Origin of the sequence: Herbiconiux flava (assembly GCF_013409865.1) — a bacterium.
In the GTDB taxonomy this organism is placed as follows: domain Bacteria; phylum Actinomycetota; class Actinomycetes; order Actinomycetales; family Microbacteriaceae; genus Herbiconiux; species Herbiconiux flava.
Genome location: NZ_JACCBM010000001.1, coordinates 641,530 through 659,298, shown reverse-complemented (window position 1 = coordinate 659,298; position 17,769 = coordinate 641,530). Strand labels below are relative to the sequence as shown.

The following is a 17,769-nucleotide window of genomic DNA, read 5'->3' as shown; positions in this document are numbered from 1 at the left end:
GGGCATGGACGAGCGCGCGGCTGCCGAGGTGTACGACGTCGTGATGGTCGATCGAGACGGCGGGCCGCTGCGGCGAGCGGCGCGGTGGGGTGGCACGATCGTCGCCGGGCTGCTCGACGGCAGTGGGATGGCGCCCGCCGTGTCGGAGCTGAGCATCAGGAGCGACGGCGTCGAGCTGCGTCGCGTCGCGGCGAACGACGTCAGTGAGCTGGCCGATCTGCACGACCGCATCCTGCTCCAGCTCGAGACCACCACCCCCGAGGAGTTCGCCGAGTCCTGGGACCTCCCGGCGCACTGACGCGCACGCCGGCGTCGTCGCCGACGGGGTGACGGAGGCTCAGGCTTCCGCGATCGGCAGGTCGAACATCTCGGGCCGCTCCACGTCGGGGTCAGGACCGCTGCGCCGGCCCGTGTCGAGCGCGTCGATGCGCGCGAGCTCGTCCGCACTCAACTCGAAGTCGAAGACGTCGAAGTTCGACGCGATCCGGGCGGGGTTCGTCGACTTCGGGATCGCCGACCGCCCCTCCTGCACGTGCCACCGCAGCATCACCTGCGCCGGGCTCTTCCCGTGCGCGGCGGCGATCGCGGCGATCGTCTCGTCCTCCATCACACTGACGCGCTGCTCGCCCCACCCGGGATAGAAGGTGATGCCGCCGATCGGGGACCAGGCCTGGGTCAGAACGCCCAGCCGTGCATCCGTCGCCTGCAATTCGGGCTGAACGAAGTACGGGTGCAGCTCGACCTGGTTCACCGCGGGCACCACCGAGGTCTCGGCGAGCAGCCGCTCGAGGTGCGCCGGCGTGAAGTTGCTGACGCCGATCGAGCGCACCCGCCCGTCGCCGAGCAGCGTCTCGAGGGCCCTGTAGGCCGCCACCGTGCGCTCGAAGCGCGCGGGCGCGGGCTGGTGCAGGATGAGCAGATCGAGCGTGTCGAAGCCCAGCTTGCCGGTCGCCTTCTCGAACGCGTGCAGCGTCTCGTCGTAGCCGAAGTCGCTCACCCAGACCTTGGTCTCGATGAAGACCTCGCTCCGGTCGACCTCCGAACGACGGATGCCCTCGCCCACCTCGCGCTCGTTGCGGTACGCCGCTGCGGTGTCGATGTGCCGGTACCCGGTGCGCAGCGCGGTCTCGACGGCCGCGGCCGTCTCCTCGGGGGTGCTCTGGTAGACGCCGAGGCCGATCGCGGGGATCTCGACGCCGTTGTTCAGGGTGAAGCTCGGGATGCTCATGCCCTCGACGCTACGCCGCCCCCGCCCGCCGAGGGAGGCCCTGTGATCACCCCCCGCGGCCCGCCGTCAGCCCGTGCCGAAAGCCGCGGTCGCCCGCGACCCGATGAGGCGCTCGAGAGCGCTCAACTCGGCCATCACCTCCGACGCCACGAAGGCCCGGTCGCGCTTGCGCTGGTTCAAGGGCGTCAGGATGCCCGCCTCCACCAGCGCCAGCACGGCGTTGTTCGCCGCCGTGTAGCTCACGCCCAGCTCCCGCTCCACTCCGCTGGCGGTGACCACGGGACGCGCGGGCAGCACGTCGAGGAGAGCGTCGGCGGCCGACCCGCGGCGGAAGCCCGTGGCCACCCGCCACTCCCGCGGCAGCTCGTTCAGCCGCTGCGGCAGGGGAAGGCACGCCTCTGCCGCGATGCGGGCCGCCACGGCGATGCCGTCGGCCACGGGCGACACCTCGCCCGCCCGGTAGGCGTCGAGCAGGCCGAAGTAGCGCTCGCGGTCGGCCGAGAGGGCGGACGCGATCGGCACGACGACCGTGCGGGCGTTGCCACGCCGTCGTAAGACGGCCTGGATCAGGGCGCGCCCGATGCGCCCGTTGCCGTCGGTGAAGGGGTGGATCGACTCGAACTGCGCGTGCACGATGGCGGCCTGCAGAAGAGGGGGGAGATCGTCGCGATGCGCGAAGGCGAGCAGGTCGTCGATCAGCGGCTCGACCAGTTCAGGCGGAGGTGGCACGTACAGGGCGTCGCGGGGGGAGTGGTCGCTGCCCCCGATCCAGTTCTGCACGTCGCGGAAGCGGCCGGCGTACCCGCGCTCGACAGGGTCGTCTGCCATGAGCTCGGCGTGGGCGGAGAGAATGCGCTCGGCCGTGATGCGCCCGCCGCGCTCGACAGAGGTGACGAGATCGTGGATGGCTGCCGACGCCGCCACCATGGCGGTCGCCGACTCGTTCGCGCGAGACCCGGCGATCGCGCGGGCGAAGTCGCCGACACCGGCCTCCAGGTGCTCGATCTTCGACGACGCGACCGACTCGAGACGGATGAGCATCATGCCGAGCGCACCGACGCTCTGCCCGTCGGAGGCCTGATCGAGCCGTGCGATCGCGTCGAGGGCGGCGGTCTCGGCACTGCTCGCCCCGATCGGCACCTCCAGCGCGGCGATCGACGGCGGGATCGAGACCGTCACCGCGGACAGCATGCGGTCGGCGCGGGTGCCCGCTCGGCGGCTCTGCGACCACGGAACGGTGCGGATGACATGGGGAGGCCAGCGCATGGTGCCTCCCAAGGGTGAGATAGGACCGCCGGTATGCAAGCTTAGCTTCGTAACCTGCAATAAGCGACTCGTTATGCAAGCGTGTTCAGCTCTTTGGATGATTTCCGGGTTTGGGTTGGGGTGACCTTAAGGGTTATAGTCGGGGCTACCTTTAGGGCGGCCCGGACGAGGTCGCAGGGCGGAGAGACGAGATGGGCGAGCATCCGGGGGCCATCGCACTGGCGGTGTCGACGGTGATCTTCGCGCTCCGGCCCGACCAGCCCGACGCGCCCGCCGGGCTGTGGCTGCCGCTGGTGCGGCGCATCCGCCCGCCCTACGAGGGCGATTGGGCATTGCCCGGCGGGCCGCTGATGATCGACGAGGACCTCGAGGACGCCGCCGCCCGCACCCTCGGCGCCACCACCGCGCTCGAGCCCGCCTACCTCGAGCAGCTCTACGCCTTCGGCACCCTCGACCGCTCGCCCGAGGGTGCGAAGGACCGCGTGGTCTCGATCGTGTACTGGGCGCTGGTGAGCTCCGACGAGGTGGCGACCAGCGCCGGCGCCAACCCCGAGAACGTCAGCTGGTTCTCGGTCGACGACCTGCCCGACCTCGCCTTCGACCACGACGTCATCATCGAGTACGCCCTCTGGCGCCTGCGCAACAAGGTCGAGTACAGCCGCATCGCGCACGCCTTCCTCGGCGACACCTTCACCCTCGCCGAACTGCGCGAGGTGCACGAGGCGGTGCTCGGGCGCTCGCTCGACCCGGCCAACTTCCGCCGGCAGATCGAGTCGTCGAACTCGGTCGTGCCCACCGGCAAGCGGGTGCTCGGCACGAGCTACCGGCCGCCGCGCCTCTACCGCTACAACACCTCGGTCGCGCCCGTCGACCGCGGGCCGCTCGACCGCCTCCCGAGAAAGCCGCGACCATGACCGCACGCCTCCTGTCCGTCGACGACGAGATCCAGCTGATCGCGGCGGGGACGGCCGCCGCGCCGGGCTCGACCGCGAGCACGTGCGCCCCTGAGCTCGCCGAGGGCCCCTGGGTCTTCGACCTGCAGAGCCCCACCTACGGCCCGGGCGCCTCGATGGCCGACCCGCTCCCCGCCGAGGCGCCCCGGCAGGGCGTGCTCCCCGAGGAGTACACGGCGGCCTCGAAGAGCGAGCTCGACACGCGCATCCGTCGTGCCAAGGAGACTCTCGGCGACAGCGTGGTCGTGCTCGGCCACTTCTACCAGCGCGACGAGGTGGTGCAGTACGCCGACTTCGTGGGCGACTCGTTCCAGCTGGCCAACGCCGCGAAGACGAGGCCGGATGCCCGCGCCATCGTCTTCTGCGGCGTGCACTTCATGGCCGAGACCGCCGACATCCTGGCGCAGCCGTCGCAGGCGGTCATCCTGCCCAACCTCGCGGCGGGCTGCTCGATGGCCGACATGGCCGACATCGACTCGGTCGAGGAGGCCTGGGCGCAGCTGGCGTCCGTCTACGGATCCGAGCCCGACGCCGAGGGGCGGGTGCCGATCATCCCGGTCACCTACATGAACTCCTCGGCCGACCTGAAGGGCTTCTGCGGCCGCAACGGCGGCATCGTCTGCACCTCGTCGAACGCCGCGACGGTGCTCGAGTGGGCCTTCGAGCGCGGGCAGCGGGTGCTGTTCTTCCCCGACCAGCACCTCGGCCGCAACACCGCGAAGGCGATGGGCGTGCCCGTCGAGCGGATGCCGCTGTGGAACCCCCGCAAGCCCCTCGGCGGCTCGACCGCCGACGAGCTGACGGACGCCCGGGTCATCCTCTGGAACGGGTTCTGCTCGGTGCACAAGCGCTTCACCGTCGCCCAGATCGAGCGCGCGCGGGCGGCACACCCCGACGTGCGGGTGATCGTGCACCCCGAGTGCCCGATGCCCGTGGTCGACGCGGCCGACGGCGCCGGATCGACCGACTACATCGTCAAGGCCATCGCCGCCGCCCCCGCCGGCTCGACCTTCGCCATCGGCACCGAGATCAACCTCGTGCAGCGCCTCGCGAACCAGTACCCGCAGCACACGATCTTCTGCCTCGACGACGTGATCTGCCCGTGCTCGACGATGTACCGCATCCACCCGGGCTACCTCGCGTGGGTGCTCGAGTCGCTGGTCGACGGGGTGGTGCTGAACCAGATCTCGGTGCCGGCGTCGGTCGCCGAGCCGGCGCGGGTGGCACTCGAGCGGATGCTCGCGGCCCGGCCATGACCACGGCCATCGCCTCGGCGCAGTCCTCCCGCCGGCCGCGGGTGATCGTGGTGGGCAGCGGCATCGCCGGGCTCGTCGCGGCGCTCGGACTCGTGGACGTCGCCGACGTCGTGGTCGTCACGAAGGGCGCCGTCGACGACGGCAGCACGCGGTACGCCCAGGGCGGGATCGCGGCGGCGGTGATGCCCGGCGACTCGGTCTCGTCGCACGTCGCCGACACCCTCGCGGCCGGCGCCGGGCTGTGCGACCCCGAGGCGGTGCGGGTGCTCTGCACGGAGGGGCCCGCCCGCATCCGTGACCTGATCGAGTGGGGCGTCGCCTTCGACCGTGCGGGTGGGAACGCGGGCGGCGGCACCGAGGGGGCTTTCGACGCGGGGCTCGAAGGGGCGCACTCGCGGCGGCGCATCCTGCACGCCGGCGGCGACGCGACGGGGCTGGCGGTGGAGACGGCTCTCGTGCGGGCGGTGCGGGCGTCGGCGGCGCGGGTGCTCGAGCACACGATGCTCGTCGATCTGCTGCTCGCCGGCGGCGGCGCCGATGCCGATGCCGGATCCGACGCCGGATCCGGCGCCGGGGCCGGGCCCGTGGTCGGTGTGCGGGTGCTGCGCGCCGGCCGCTTCGAGGAGCTGCACGCCGACGCCGTCGTGCTCGCCACGGGCGGTGCCGGGCAGCTGTACCCGTTCACCACGAACCCGGCGGTCGCGACCGGTGACGGCGCGGCGGCCGCGCTGCGGGCCGGGGCGCGTCTCGCCGACCTGGAGTTCGTGCAGTTCCACCCGACGGCGCTCGCCGTGCCGGGTTCACCCCTGGTGTCGGAGGCCGTGCGTGGTGACGGCGCGGTGCTGCGCAACGTCCACGGGTCGCGATTCCTGGTGCACGCGCATCCGCTCGCCGAGCTCGCCCCGCGGGACGTCGTGGCCCGGGCCATCGCGACCGAGATGCTCGCCACGGGCGCCCCGGTGCTGCTCGACGCGACCGGGGTCGACGACCTGGAGGCGCGCTTCCCGACCGTGACGGCGGCCTGCCGTGCCGCCGGCTTCGACTGGACCCGGGAGCCCGTGCCGGTCGCGCCCGCCGCCCACTACTGGATGGGCGGCGTCGCCACCGACCTCGACGGCCGCACCTCCCTCCCCGGGCTCTTCGCGGTCGGGGAGGTCGCGTGCACCGGCGTGCACGGCGCGAACCGCCTCGCCTCGAACTCCCTGCTCGAGGGTCTCGTCTTCGCCCACCGGGCGGCAGCCGCCCTGCGTTCGGAGCTGCATGCCCCGAACGGCATGAGCACTCCCAGCGGGCCGTCGATGGTGCCGGATGCTCGTCCCACCACGGGCTCGCATGAACCGACGCGTGCCGAGCTCCAGGGCCTGATGTGGAGGCACGCGGGCCTCCTCCGAACGGCGGACGGGCTGCTCGAGGCGCAGCGCACGCTCGGTTCGTGGAGCATCGACACGTCCCGCACCACCGACGTGGAGCGGCTCGAGACCGGCAATCTGCTGCAGCTAGCCCGGGTGGTGGTGAGCGCCGCGATCGCCCGCGAGGAGTCCCGCGGGGCGCACGCGCGAGCCGACTTCCCACTGATCTCGCCCGATTCCGCGGCCCGACCCCGCACGTCGACCGACGCCGTCGTCCGACCCCGAACCAGAGAAGAGGTCAGCGCCTGATGCTCACCACCCAGATCATCGACGACGTCGTCGCCCGCGCTCTCGCCGAGGACGCGCCCTGGGGCGACCTCACCTCCGAGCTGCTCATTCCCGAGGAGGCATGGGCGTCGGCGCGCCTCGAGGCCCGGGAGCCCGGGGTGTTCAGCGGAGGCGCCGTGTGGGAGGCGACGATGCGACTGGTCGACCCGCGCATCCGTTCGACCCTGCTCGTCGAGGACGGGGAGCGCTTCGAGCCGGGAGCCGTGCTGGCGACGGTCGAGGGGCCGGCCCGCGGCATCCTGCGGGCCGAGCGTGTGGGGCTCAACCTCGTGCAGCGGATGAGTGCCATCGCCACCGAGACCTCCCGCTACGTCGCCGCGGTCGCCGGAACCGGCGCGCGCATCGTCGACACGCGCAAGACCACGCCGGGCCTGCGAGCCCTGGAGCGCGCGGCGGTGCGGGCGGGCGGCGGCCACAACCACCGCTTCTCGCTGTCCGACGCCGTGCTCGCCAAGGACAACCACCTCGCCGTGCTGGCGCAGCAGCACGGGGGCGACGTGACGGCGGCGATCCGGGCGGTGCGGGCCCAGATCTCGCACACCACCCACCTCGAGGTCGAGGTCGACCGGCTCGACCAGATCGAGCCGGTGCTCGCGGGAGGGGTCGACACGATCCTGCTCGACAACTTCACGCTCGACGAGCTGCGCGCGGGGGTCGCCCTCGTGGCCGGCCGGGCCCTCGTCGACGCGAGCGGTGGCGTCACCCTCGACACCGTCGGCGCGATCGCCCGCACCGGCGTCGACCTCATCTCGGTCGGCGCGCTAACGCACTCGGTGCGGGCGCTCGACCTCGGCCTCGACATCGGGCTGCCGGATGCGCGCTCTGCCGCCCCGGCGGCCGCCCCCGCCTTGGCCACCGAGGGCACTTCCTCCCCGGCCGCCCCACCCGCGGCGCGTCCGTGATCCACCTCGACGCGGCCGCGACCACGCCCGTACGCCGCGAGGTGCTCGAGGCCATGTGGCCGCACCTGACCGGCGAGTTCGGCAACCCCTCCAGCCACCACGCGTTGGGTGATGCCGCCGCGCGTGCCCTCGCCGGGGCGCGGCGGACGGTTGCCGAGTGGTTCGGCTGCCGTCCGGCGGAGGTCGTCTTCACCTCGGGCGGCACCGAGGGCGCCAACCTCGCGGTGAAGGGCCTGGCGCTCGGCAGTCCCCGGGGTCGGCACGCCGTGCTGAGCGCGGTCGAGCATCCGGCGGTCGTCGAATCGGTCGACCACCTGCGGCGCCTGCACGGCTTCGACGTCACGGTCGTGCCCGTCGACGGCACCGGCCTCGTCGACCCCGCCGCGTTCGCGGACGCCCTGCGCGCCGACACCACCCTCGCCACGGTGATGCTCGCGAACAACGAGATCGGCACGGTGCAGCCCGTGGCCGAGCTGGCCGCGGTCGCCCACGAGCGCGGTGTGCCGTTCCACACGGATGCGGTGCAGGCAGCAGGCTGGCTCGACCTCCGCCTCGACGTGCTCGGCGCCGACGCCGTGAGCATCTCGGGCCACAAGCTCGGCGCGCCCAAGGGCATCGGGGCGGTGGCGGTGCGCGGCCGCCATCCGCTCGAGCCCGTGCTGCACGGCGGGGGACAGGAGCGCGGCCGCCGCTCCGGCACCGAGAACGTGGCCTTCGCGGTCGGCCTCGCCCGCGCGGTCGAGCTCGCCGAGCCGGCCCGGACCGACGCGGCCGCCCGCACCACCGCGTTGCGCGACGACTTCATCGTCGAGGTGCTGCGGCGCGTCGACGGGGCGGTGCTGACCGGGCATCCGGATGCCCGCCTGCCCTCGGTGGCGTCGTTCTGCTTCCCGGGCACCAGTGGCGAGGCGGTGCTGCTCGGCCTCGAGGAGCGCGGCGTGATCGTCTCGAGCGGCTCGGCCTGCGCGGCCGGCAGCGACGACCCGTCGCCCGTGCTGCTCGCCCTCGGCCTCGACCCGGCCGTCGCCCAGACCGCCGTGCGCTTCACCTTCACCCCGGCCACCACGGCGCCCGACCTCGCGGCGGCGGCCACCGCCCTCGAGGCGACCCTCGCCTCCCTCGCGACCCTCCGCTGACCGGCGGATGTGCCCATGAGGTGACGGGAGGGGCGCGGAGGGCGGAGGATGGAGGGGTGAAGATCCTCTCGATTCAGTCGGCCGTGGCCTACGGGCACGTCGGCAACTCCGCGGCCGTGTTCCCCCTGCAGCGCATCGGGGTGGAGGTGCTGCCCGTGTACACGGTGAACTTCTCCAACCACACCGGGTACGGCGCCTGGCGCGGGCCGCTGATCTCGCCCGAGGACGTGCACGACGTCATCCTCGGCATCGAGGAGCGCGGCGTTCTGCCCGAGATCGACGTGGTGCTCTCGGGCTACCAGGGTGGCGTCGGCATCGGCGACGTCATCGTCGACGCGGTGCAGCGCGTGAAGGCCGCGAACCCGTCGGCGGTCTACGCCTGCGACCCCGTGATGGGCAACGCGAAGTCGGGCTGCTTCGTGGCCCCCGAGATCCCCGAGCTGCTGCGCGACCGGGTCGTGCCCGTCGCCGACATCATCACCCCGAACCAGTTCGAGCTCGGCTACCTCACCGGCACCGAGCCCGGCTCGCTCGAGTCGACCCTCGCCTCGGCCGACCTCGCCCGCGCGATGGGCCCCTCGACGGTGCTCGTCACGAGCGTCGAGCGCCCCGACCGTGCCCCCGACACGATCGAGATGCTCGTGGTCGACGACGCCGGCGCCTGGATCGTGCAGACGCCCCTGCTCCCGTTCAAGGCCAACGGCTCGGGCGACGTCACGGCGGCCCTGTTCACCGCCCACTACCGCGAGACCGGATCGGCCGCGACGGCGCTCGAGCGCACGGTGTCGAGCGTCTTCGATCTGATCGAGGCCACCCACCGTTCAGGGCGGCGCGAGTTGCAGCTGATCGAGGCGCAGGAGTCGTACGCGCATCCGCGTCTGCAGTTCACGGCAGAACAGGTGCGCTGAGGGCGGACGGCCGGGAAGGTGTCCCTCCTGGGGCTCTGCTCCGGCGCCGGCCGCCGGGATACCGTGGGCGGATTCCCTCTCCCATCGGAGTGATCCCGTCATGACTACCCGATCCTCGGTCCTCGCGGAGTACCTGCGTGCCCGCCGATCGCAGCTGGACCCCGCGTCGTTCGGCTTCGTCGACCACGACCGGCGCGTGCCGGGTCTGCGGCGGGAGGAGCTGGCGAGCCTCGCCGGCATCAGCCGCGACTACTACATCCGCCTCGAGCAGGGCCAGAACCACCAGGTGTCCCACCAGGTCCTGAACAGCCTGGCCGAGGCGCTCTGCCTCGATCCCCTCGAGCGGAGCTACTTCTACCGGATCGCCCGGCCGGGCTTCTCGCCGACGCCGCCGCGCCGGGAGCCGACGCCGGTGAGCGAGACGGTGCTGTCGCTGCTGAACACCTGGTCCGACGTTCCGGCGTTCGTCGAGGACAGCAATCTCGACGTCGTCGCGATCAACGAGATGGCCGACGTCCTGATCCCGAGCGTCGAGCTGTTCGACGGCAATCTCGCCCTGGCAGCGTTCGCGAAGGTGGACGAGGAGCGCATCCACGACATCGCCCACCGGGCGGTGGCGGCGTTGAGGTTCCACGGCGACCCCGGCAATCCGCGGTTCCAGGAGGTCGTCGGCGAGCTGTCGACGACCAGCGCGGCGTTCCGGCGGCTGTGGGCCCAGCACGACGCGCGGCCGATGTCCCAGGGGACGATCCTCCTCGTGGCCGGCGACGGCGAGCTGGTCGAGTTCCCGTGGCAGGTGCTGGAGGTGCCGGGCGGGTTCTTCATGACGGTCTGGCCGGTGGCACGGGGCACACGCGCCTTCGAGGTGCTCGCGTCTCTCCGGGAGAACGCCCTCACCGGGCGCGGGGTCCGCGGGCCGCTCCGGGGCTGGCCGGCCCGCTAGCGCACCGACGGGTCGAGGGCGGCCGCCATGCTCGCGAAGACCGCCGCCGTGAGGCTCTGCGGCGGCGCCGAGAGGACGGTGAGGAGGTAGCCGGGCATGCTGCGCACCGCGAAGTTCTGCACGTCGATCTCCATCGTCCCCACGTTCTCGACGACCATGTGGATGTGCGCGTCCTCGGGGCCCGAGACGTCGTACCGCGCCCAGAGCCGCACGAAGTCCTCGTCGGCGGCGGAGAGCTGCTCGACGAGCTCGGTCAGGCGCGGCGAGAACGGATTCGCGTCCCGGCGCAGCCCGGCGACGGAGGACCTGACCATCGGCTCCCACTCGACGAGGGTGCGCTTCATCCGCTCGTTGAACAGGTCGACCACGACGTTCGACCCGGTCGCGAGGCCGCCGTGGCCGAAGTTGGTCGCCAGGGGGTTGGAGGCGACGATGTCGCGATTGCTGTCGGAGACGTAGGCGGGAGTGTGGGTCCACTGCCTCAGCACGCGCGCGATGCGCTCCGCGGACTCGGCGGCGGGGGGCTCGGGGTTCGGCAGGTCACCGCTGGCGACCCGGAACATGTACTGCCGGGCATCCGCGTCCAGTCGCAGCGCGCGGGCCAGCGTGTTGAGCACCTGGTCGGAGGGCCGGATGTTCCGCCCCTGCTCGAGCCGCAGGTAGTACTGCTCGCTGATGCCGGCGAGACGCGCGACCTCGTCGCGGCGGAGGCCGGGAACTCGCCGTCTCGGCTCCCGGACGAGCCCGGCGTCCTCGGGCTGGGTGACGTTGCGACGTGCGCGGAGGAACTCTCCCAGCGCGAGAAGTTCCGCTGACAAGCGCGCGACCCCTTCATTCGGACGGCTCGACCCCGCGATCTGGAGCCGGGCCTCCAGTTCAGGATGCTCGACCACGCGCCCCGCGTCAATCGGGCCGCTGGGCGCCACTGCCGGGCAGGCGGTGGGTGCGTTCGGTGGTGAGGTCGTCGATCGCCATGTCCCGGTAGCGGCGGGCCCGCTGCAGCGCGTCGACGAGTTCGGCGGTGCCGAGCGGCACCACGTAGGCGGGTGTGCCGCGCTGGAACCGCCAGCCCTCCCGCAGGGCTCCGGCGTCGACGGCGTCGAAGCCGATGCTCTCGATCAGTTCGGCGACGGCCTTCTTCGCCGCCTCGTCGTCTCCGGCGATCGGCAGCTGGATGTGACCCGACCAGTCCGTGTAGTAGTTGCCGGCGTCCATCACGATCCGTCCCTCGAGGGCCGAGGCGGGGAGGGATCCGTAGCTGTGCAGCGGCACCGCCAGCAGCACCAGGTCCGCCCGGGCCGCCGCGCCCTCGACCGTGTCCGCCTCGGCGGAGCCACCGAGCGAGTCCACGGCCTCCGCCAAGGTCTCCGGCCCGCGGGAGTTCGCCAGCACGACGCGGTGTCCCGCCGCGACAGCGGCCTCCGCGAATCCCAGTCCGACCCGGCCGGTTCCCACTACTGCGATGACCGTCATGGTTCCTGTCCTCTCCTGCGGCGGATGCGCGGCGGATGCACCGGCTCCGACGGCCGACGCGCCGACCTTCCTTCGACTCTCGCGCCGCGACGGGTCCCCGTCATCCGTCCGATCACGTAGATGCCGCGGAGGCGAGACCCTCAGTCGTTGCCGTTGGCCGGGGGCGGGCCCAGCGCCTCGACCGCCGCGAAGAAGCCGTCGGGCACGGCGGAGTCGAGCAGCCGGGGCAGGTCGGCGAGACGCTCCGGCGTCGGCACGCCCACGACGGTCGTCGTGACCAGCGGGCTCCGCAGCGAGAAGCGCAGAGCGGCTGCGGCGAGGTCGACGCCCCACTCGGTCGCGAGCGCCCGCACCGCGGCCAGGTGCGCCGCGAACTCTTGGGGCATCGGCCGGTAGCCGTAGTCCGCCGTCGACCCGTTCGCGAGGGCGCCGCCACCGAAGGGAGCCGCGTTGAACACGGTCATCCCGAGCTCGCGGGCGAGGCGGAAGGTGGGTTCGGCCGACCGGTCCACGAGGGTCAGCCGGTTGTGCGACAGCACGGCGTCGAACACGCCGGTCGCCACGTACTCGTGCACCTGTCCGATCGTGCCCGCGGCGATGCCGACGGCCCCGATCACGCCCTCGTCGCGCAGGGCGAGCAGCGCCTCGACCGGGCCACCGGGCGCCATCGCCTCGGCGAAGGTGATCGTGTCGGGGTCGTGCAGGTGGTAGAGCGGCAGGTGGGAGACGCCCAGCCGGGTCAGCGACTCCTCCAGCGAGCGGCGCACCCGGTCGGCGTCGAAGACGCCCGACGGCACGTCGCGGTCGGCCTTGGAGTAGATCAGCTTCCCCGGCGGGAGCCCTCCGGCCCTCGCCAGCGCCTCACCGAGCAGCACCTCGCTGCGGCCCTCCGCGTACATGTTGCTCGTGTCGACGTTGCCGAGCGGTGAGGCGATCAGGGCGTCGGCGAGCTCTCCGGCGGCCGGGCGCTCGCCGAGCCGCGAGGCTCCGAGGGTGATCGGGGTGGTGGCGACGGGGTTCATGGTCTCTCCTCGATGGTGGTGACGGATGCTCGCGACGACGTCTCCCGGCCGAGGCGGATGCCCCACCCGGCGTTCCAGCCCTCCCCGGGCCCGATCCAGTGCAGCCCGCGGCCGGTGCGCAGGGCGTTCGGCGGCGCGGACATGGGCTCGACGGCCAGAGCGCTCCGCGTCCCGCGGTCGGTCGTGAGATCCGCCGCCCGGTACACCTGCACCCACTCGAACACCGCGTCGGCCCAGAGCTCCACCCTGGCACCGTCCGGCGCTTCGAGCCGGTGCACCACCTGTCCGCCGCGGCTCCGGAGCGCCGTGTAGCCCGAGTGCGGGTCGATCTCGGTGAGCCGGCGGCCGCTCCGCAGGTCCCACCGGGTGCCGGCGACCTCGCGCTCGCCCCGCGGGATCCACCCCTCGTCGAGCACCAGCGCGCGCTCGGCGTCGATCGTGAGGGTCAGGTCGTCTCCCGGCCGGTCGTCGACGCAGAGATACGGATGCGCGCCCAGCGCGAACGGCGACGCCTCCGCCGAGCGGTTGACAGCCTCGTGCTGCACGGAGACACCCACGCCCTCGGGACCGCCGTCGAGGGCGTACCGGGTCGTGAGTTCCAGCCGGAACGGATATCCCTGACTCGGTTCGAGGGCCGTGCGCAGCGTGACGGCATCGTCCGAGAGCTCGACGACGTCCCAGTCCCGCTCGAGCAGGAGCCCGTGGTTGGCGTGCCCGTTCTCGGGGTCGCCGACGGGGAGTCGCCGTTCGACGCCCTCGTGCGTCCAGCGCGCACCCTCGACGCGGTTGGGCCAGGGGGCGAGGATGGCCCCGGCCGCGCCGGGAGCCGGCTCCGTCGCCGCGGTCGGCTCGACGAGATGCAGGCCGTCGACCGCGAGCAGACGCAATGCGGCGGCGCGACGGGAGACGAGGGCGTCGATCCGCCTCCCGGCGTGCATCCCGTTCAGGCGCAGCAGACCGCCGACCTGCGGGGCCGTCCGGGTGGTCATCGCAGTCTTCCCCTTCGTCGTCGTCGCATCGTGAGGGCGGTGCTCCAGCGTCACCCGTGATTCCCTCCGCCTCCATGGGTGATCCGCCTGAACCCCTGGACGTTCCGCTGACGAAGGTGCTGACGAAGGCGCCGGCATCGAATCATCCAGGCTCTTCCGCCGGGCAGGCATTCCGACCTCGGCGCCGGTACGACAGGATCGGCAGGTGGCCCAGCTCAGCACTCCCGGGGCGCCGCGGCGCATCCGGCTCACCGATGCCCCTGCCGATTCCTCGGTCTCCGCCCTCCGACTCGGCGACTCCGTTCCCGGCGACGCCGTCGTCGTGCGGCGGAGCCACCTCGAACGGGGTGGGAGGCCCTGGTTCCCGGTCGCGGGCGAGTACCACTACGCGCGCACCGATCCGGCACGCTGGCGCGAGGACCTCGCGGCGATGCGGAGCAACGGCGTCACCCTGGTGTCGACGTACGCGATCTGGATCCTGCACCAGGAGACCCCGGAGTCGATCGACTGGTCGGGGGCCCTCGACCTGCGCCGTTTCGTCGAGACCGCCCGCGCGGTCGGGCTCGAGGTCGTGCTCCGGATCGGCCCGTGGGTGCACGGCGAGACCCGCAACGGCGGCTTCCCCGACTGGGTGCAGTCGGCCGACGTCGGACTGCGCGCGGACGACCCCGCCTACCTGGAGCTCGTGACCCCGTGGATCGGGGCCCTGGCCGACCAGCTGCGCGGCCTGTTCCGGAACGACGAGGCGCCGGACGCCCCGATCGTCGCCATCCAGGTCGAGAACGAGCTCTACGACCAGCCCGAGCACCTGCGCACCCTCCGGCGCCTGGCGGAGGCCGCCGGGATGACCGCTCCGCTCTGGACGGCGACCGGCTGGGGCGGCGCCCAGCTGCCCCCGGAGGAGTTCCTGCCGGTCTACGCCGGCTACGTCGACGGCTTCTGGGAGGACAGCGACGCCGGCTGGCCCGAGAACTACGCCATGCACTTCCGCTTCACCGACGAGCGGGACGACCTGGGCGTGGGGGCCGACGTGCGGGCAGCGAGCAACGGCGGGGCGGCCGGCGCGACCGGCGCCGACACCGCTGCCGCGGAGACCGTCCCCTACGCGACCTGCGAGCTCGGCGGCGGCATGCCCGTCGCCTACCACCGTCGCCCCCACGTCGACCCCGAGGACGTCGCGGCCGTCGCCCTCGCGAAGCTGGCCAGCGGCTCGGTGTTCCAGGGCTACTACATGTACCACGGCGGTGTGCAGGTGCCGGGCACGCAGGAGTCGCAGGCGACCGGCTACCCGAACGACCTCCCCGCCCGCGACTACGACTTCGCCGCGCCCCTCGGCGCGTTCGGCCAGCGCCGGCGCCACGCCGACCTGCTCCGGCTGCAGCACCTGTTCGCGCAGACGGCGGCCGACGTGCTGGCGCCGGCCGTCCCGTCGTTCGCGGAGGGGGAGCCGAGGGCGGCTCTCCGCGCCGACCGGGAGCAGGGCTTCGTGTTCTTCTCGACCTACCAGCCCGCGGTCGCCCCGTTGCCGGCGGAGACGGTGCAGTTCGAGCTCGGACTCGGCGAGCACCGGGTCGTGCTGCCGTCGGAGCCGGCCGTGGTCCCCTCGGGCGCCTCCTTCGTCTGGCCGGTGCGCCGACTGCTCCCCGACGGGAGCCGCTTCTCCGCGAGCGCGCAGCTCGTCACCGAGCTCGAGCTCGACGGCGTGCCCACGGTCGTGCTCTTCCAGACGGCCGGCGTGCCGGTGGAGGTCGTGCACGAGGGCGTCGGCGGCGGGTCGGAGCACCACCCCGTGCATCCGGTGGCCGTGCCGACCGCCGAGAACGGTCTCGAGGTCGGGGGAGCGCGGATGATCGTGCTCGACGCCGCGACCGCCGAGACCCTCTGGCGCGGCGAGGTCGACGGTGTCGAGCACCTGGTGTTCAGCGCGGCCGACGTGAGCTTCGACGGCGCGCTGTCGATCCGGCTCGCGGACGGACCGCAGACCGTCTCGACGATCCCGGCCCTCACCCGGGTCGGGGACGGTGTGCAGAGGATCGACGGCCCCGGCGACCTCCTCGGCGTCTATCGCGTGGACGGCCACGGTGCGACATCGGCCGGCCTCGAGGCGGAGATCGTTCGGGTGAGCGAGGCGCTCGGCACGGTGCCGGTGCGGCACGGCGGCAGCGCCGGCCGCCTGGCGGCGCCGCTCGAGGAGGACTTCGCGCTCGCGGCGCGCTACCGCCTCCGGCTGCCGGCGACCCCCGACGGGGCACGTCCTGGCGACCGGGCGATCCTCGGGATCGACTGGGTCGGCGACGTGGGCCGCGCCCACCACGACGGGGTGCTCGTGGCCGACCAGTTCTGGAGCGGCCGGCTCTGGGAGATCGACGTCACGGGTCTGTCGGGCGAGCTGGAGCTGGGGCTTCTGCCGTGGAGCCCCGACAGCGCGGTGCACCTGGACGGACGCGTGCGTCCGCTGGCCGACCGCGAAGGGCTCGCCGTGTTCGGAGCGCGGGTGCACCGGTCCCGGCTCGTGCCCGTCACCGCCTGAGCGGCGACGACGACGAAACAGACGACCACGAAAGAACGGCCCGGCTCTCGCGAGCCGGGCCGTTCTTCGTGCAAGGGACTGGGCGCTACTTCCCCGTCACCGTGAAGCCCTGCTCGTTGCCGTAGCTGACGAGCGAGTCCTGCCACTTCTTCAGTCCGGGGTTCAGATCCGAGTTGCTGGCGTACGACTGTCCGACGGAGTCGGCGAAGATCGTCTGCGCGTAGGTCTGGAAGGGCAGGTACTGCCATCCCTCCGGCACCGTGTCCGCGGCATCCAGGAGCACCTTGTTGACCTGCTGGCCACCGAAGTAGTCCGAGGTGGCCTCGGCGAACTCGGGCGCGGTGAGCGCGGCGACGGTCGACGGGAAGCTGCCTGAGTCCTGGAGGATCTGCACACCCTCGGGGGTGTCGTTGATCCACTGCACGAAGGCCGCGGCGAGGGCGGGGTTCTTCGTCTGCGAGATGACGCCCTGCGCGCTGCCGCCGAAGTTCGCGGAGGCCGCGGTGCCGTCGTAGGTCGGCATCGGCGCGGCCTGCCAGTCACCGGAGCCCTCGGGCGCGGCGGACTCGAGCAGGCTCGGCATCCAGGCGCCGCTGATCAGCGCGGCGATCTGACCGTTGCCCAGCTGCTTGTACCAGTCGTCGGTGTAGCTCGGGGTCGGCGAGAGCAGCTTCTTCTCGACGAGCTCGTTCCAGACGCCCGTCCACTTGGCGGTTCCCTCGTCCTGCAGGTCGATGGTCACGTCGGTGCCGTCGACCTGGAACGGGTGGCCGCCCGCCTGCCAGATCATGCTGCTGGCGAAGTAGCCGTCACCGCCGTCGGAGGTGAGGTACTGGTTGGGGTCGGCCGCGTGCAGCGTCTCCGCGGCGGCGCTGAACTCGTCCCAGGTGGTCGGCACGGTGATGCCGTACTGGTCGAAGACGCGCTTGTTGTAGAACATTGCCATGGGGCCCGAGTCCTCCGGCAGTCCGAAGACCTGGTCGCCGGACGCGACGGCGCTCCACGAGCCGGGGATGTAGTCGTCCTCGAGGTCGCCGAAGCCGTAGCCCGAGAGGTCGACGAGGTTGTCGGCGAGGTAGAACTGGGGCATCGCCGTGTACTCGATCTGGGCCACGTCGGGAGCGCCGGTGCCGGCCTTGATCGCGTTGGTGATCTTGGTGTACTCGTCGACGCCGCTGCCGGCGTTGACGTAGTTCACGGTGACGTTCGGGTACTTCTCCTCGAAGGCCTTCGCCTTGGCCTCGGAGGCGGGAGCCCACGCCCAGTAGGTGATCTCGCCGCCCTTCTCGAGGGCTGCCTCGAGGTCGGCGGGCGAGCCGGAGCCGGCCGCGGCTCCGCCGCCGGCGCCTCCTCCGGGGGAGCACGCGGCGAGGCCGGTGCCGATGAGCGCTGCGGTGAGCACTGCTGCTGCGATCCTGGTGCGTTTCACGGGTGTCACTTCCTTGTGTTGGGGTTCTCAGGTGGTG

General features: G+C 72.6%; 16 protein-coding genes. 9 read left to right on the top strand and 7 right to left on the bottom strand.

Going from position 1 to position 17,769, the window contains the following annotated elements; genetic code table 11:
* The first annotated feature begins 4 nt into the window (after positions 1–4).
* The gene (locus BJ984_RS03080) at positions 5–298 is read left to right on the top strand and encodes a hypothetical protein (RefSeq protein WP_179546785.1); all 294 of its coding nucleotides are present in this window, start codon (positions 5–7) and stop codon (positions 296–298) included.
* A gap of 39 nt (positions 299–337) precedes the next feature.
* On the opposite strand, the gene BJ984_RS03075 is transcribed toward BJ984_RS03080, so the two are convergent.
* Both BJ984_RS03075 and BJ984_RS03070 read right to left on the bottom strand, forming a co-directional pair.
* The gene (locus tag BJ984_RS03075) at positions 338–1,228 is read right to left on the bottom strand and encodes an aldo/keto reductase (RefSeq protein ID WP_179546784.1); all 891 of its coding nucleotides are present in this window, start codon (positions 1,226–1,228) and stop codon (positions 338–340) included.
* A gap of 66 nt (positions 1,229–1,294) precedes the next feature.
* Entirely contained in the window at positions 1,295–2,494 is a 1,200-nt protein-coding gene (locus BJ984_RS03070; protein WP_179546783.1) for a Fic family protein, read from the bottom strand.
* A 191-nt stretch (positions 2,495–2,685) separates the two neighbouring features.
* On the opposite strand from BJ984_RS03070, the gene BJ984_RS03065 reads away from it, so the two are divergent.
* The 7 genes from BJ984_RS03065 (at position 2,686) to BJ984_RS03035 (ending at position 10,289) form a co-directional block, all read left to right on the top strand.
* On the top strand, positions 2,686–3,408 hold the full coding sequence (locus tag BJ984_RS03065; RefSeq protein WP_179546782.1) for an NUDIX hydrolase: 723 nt from the start codon (positions 2,686–2,688) through the stop codon (positions 3,406–3,408).
* A complete protein-coding gene (gene nadA / locus BJ984_RS03060; protein ID WP_179546781.1) occupies positions 3,405–4,703 on the top strand; it encodes a quinolinate synthase NadA in 1,299 nt (432 codons plus the stop codon). The genes BJ984_RS03065 and nadA overlap by 4 nt, the downstream gene beginning before the upstream one ends.
* Positions 4,700–6,361 carry an L-aspartate oxidase gene (gene nadB, locus BJ984_RS03055; protein ID WP_179546780.1) on the top strand — a complete coding sequence of 554 codons (1,662 nt, stop codon included), beginning with the start codon at positions 4,700–4,702 and terminating at the stop codon, positions 6,359–6,361. Before nadA ends, nadB begins: the two co-directional genes overlap by 4 nt.
* Positions 6,361–7,302 (top strand): carboxylating nicotinate-nucleotide diphosphorylase, encoded by a 942-nt coding sequence (gene nadC / locus BJ984_RS03050; protein ID WP_179546779.1) that lies wholly within the window; start codon positions 6,361–6,363, stop codon positions 7,300–7,302. Before nadB ends, nadC begins: the two co-directional genes overlap by 1 nt.
* On the top strand, positions 7,299–8,438 hold the full coding sequence (locus BJ984_RS03045) for a cysteine desulfurase family protein (RefSeq protein WP_179546778.1): 1,140 nt from the start codon (positions 7,299–7,301) through the stop codon (positions 8,436–8,438). Before nadC ends, BJ984_RS03045 begins: the two co-directional genes overlap by 4 nt.
* A 56-nt stretch (positions 8,439–8,494) precedes the next feature.
* Complete coding sequence (gene pdxY, locus BJ984_RS03040; protein WP_173182239.1) at positions 8,495–9,346, top strand: pyridoxal kinase PdxY; 852 nt, start codon at positions 8,495–8,497, stop codon at positions 9,344–9,346.
* A 100-nt stretch (positions 9,347–9,446) separates the two neighbouring features.
* Entirely contained in the window at positions 9,447–10,289 is an 843-nt protein-coding gene (locus BJ984_RS03035; RefSeq protein WP_179546777.1) for a helix-turn-helix domain-containing protein, read from the top strand.
* Here the strand turns inward: BJ984_RS03035 and BJ984_RS03030 are convergent.
* From BJ984_RS03030 to BJ984_RS03015, 4 genes are all read right to left on the bottom strand, one after another.
* Positions 10,286–11,107: a helix-turn-helix domain-containing protein gene (locus BJ984_RS03030; protein WP_179546776.1), complete on the bottom strand. Its 822-nt coding sequence runs from the start codon at positions 11,105–11,107 to the stop codon at positions 10,286–10,288. The genes BJ984_RS03035 and BJ984_RS03030 overlap by 4 nt on opposite strands.
* An 85-nt stretch (positions 11,108–11,192) precedes the next feature.
* Complete coding sequence (locus tag BJ984_RS03025) at positions 11,193–11,762, bottom strand: NADPH-dependent F420 reductase (RefSeq protein WP_179546775.1); 570 nt, start codon at positions 11,760–11,762, stop codon at positions 11,193–11,195.
* A gap of 140 nt (positions 11,763–11,902) precedes the next feature.
* Positions 11,903–12,784 carry an aldo/keto reductase gene (locus tag BJ984_RS03020; RefSeq protein ID WP_179546774.1) on the bottom strand — a complete coding sequence of 294 codons (882 nt, stop codon included), beginning with the start codon at positions 12,782–12,784 and terminating at the stop codon, positions 11,903–11,905.
* Positions 12,781–13,773, bottom strand: coding sequence for an aldose epimerase family protein (locus BJ984_RS03015; protein WP_179546773.1), 993 nt, complete (start codon positions 13,771–13,773; stop codon positions 12,781–12,783). Before BJ984_RS03015 ends, BJ984_RS03020 begins: the two co-directional genes overlap by 4 nt.
* Before the next feature lie 205 nt (positions 13,774–13,978).
* On the opposite strand from BJ984_RS03015, the gene BJ984_RS03010 reads away from it, so the two are divergent.
* The gene (locus tag BJ984_RS03010; RefSeq protein WP_179546772.1) at positions 13,979–16,303 is read left to right on the top strand and encodes a beta-galactosidase; all 2,325 of its coding nucleotides are present in this window, start codon (positions 13,979–13,981) and stop codon (positions 16,301–16,303) included.
* Between the two features lie 85 nt (positions 16,304–16,388).
* On the opposite strand, the gene BJ984_RS03005 is transcribed toward BJ984_RS03010, so the two are convergent.
* A complete protein-coding gene (locus BJ984_RS03005) occupies positions 16,389–17,732 on the bottom strand; it encodes an ABC transporter substrate-binding protein (RefSeq protein WP_179546771.1) in 1,344 nt (447 codons plus the stop codon).
* Between the last annotated feature and the right edge of the window lie 37 nt (positions 17,733–17,769).

What these genes read in the sequence shown, in the direction of transcription:
- BJ984_RS03075 (WP_179546784.1), bottom strand. Translation starts at nt 1,228, where the DNA reads ATGAGCATCCCGAGCTTCACCCTGAACAACGGCGTCGAGATCCCCGCG.
- BJ984_RS03020 (WP_179546774.1), bottom strand. Translation starts at nt 12,784, where the DNA reads ATGAACCCCGTCGCCACCACCCCGATCACCCTCGGAGCCTCGCGGCTC.
- nadC (WP_179546779.1), top strand. Translation starts at nt 6,361, where the DNA reads ATGCTCACCACCCAGATCATCGACGACGTCGTCGCCCGCGCTCTCGCC.
- BJ984_RS03070 (WP_179546783.1), bottom strand. Translation starts at nt 2,494, where the DNA reads ATGCGCTGGCCTCCCCATGTCATCCGCACCGTTCCGTGGTCGCAGAGC.
- BJ984_RS03035 (WP_179546777.1), top strand. Translation starts at nt 9,447, where the DNA reads ATGACTACCCGATCCTCGGTCCTCGCGGAGTACCTGCGTGCCCGCCGA.
- BJ984_RS03015 (WP_179546773.1), bottom strand. Translation starts at nt 13,773, where the DNA reads ATGACCACCCGGACGGCCCCGCAGGTCGGCGGTCTGCTGCGCCTGAAC.
- BJ984_RS03080 (WP_179546785.1), top strand. Translation starts at nt 5, where the DNA reads ATGGACGAGCGCGCGGCTGCCGAGGTGTACGACGTCGTGATGGTCGAT.
- BJ984_RS03065 (WP_179546782.1), top strand. Translation starts at nt 2,686, where the DNA reads ATGGGCGAGCATCCGGGGGCCATCGCACTGGCGGTGTCGACGGTGATC.
- BJ984_RS03025 (WP_179546775.1), bottom strand. Translation starts at nt 11,762, where the DNA reads ATGACGGTCATCGCAGTAGTGGGAACCGGCCGGGTCGGACTGGGATTC.
- nadA (WP_179546781.1), top strand. Translation starts at nt 3,405, where the DNA reads ATGACCGCACGCCTCCTGTCCGTCGACGACGAGATCCAGCTGATCGCG.
- nadB (WP_179546780.1), top strand. Translation starts at nt 4,700, where the DNA reads ATGACCACGGCCATCGCCTCGGCGCAGTCCTCCCGCCGGCCGCGGGTG.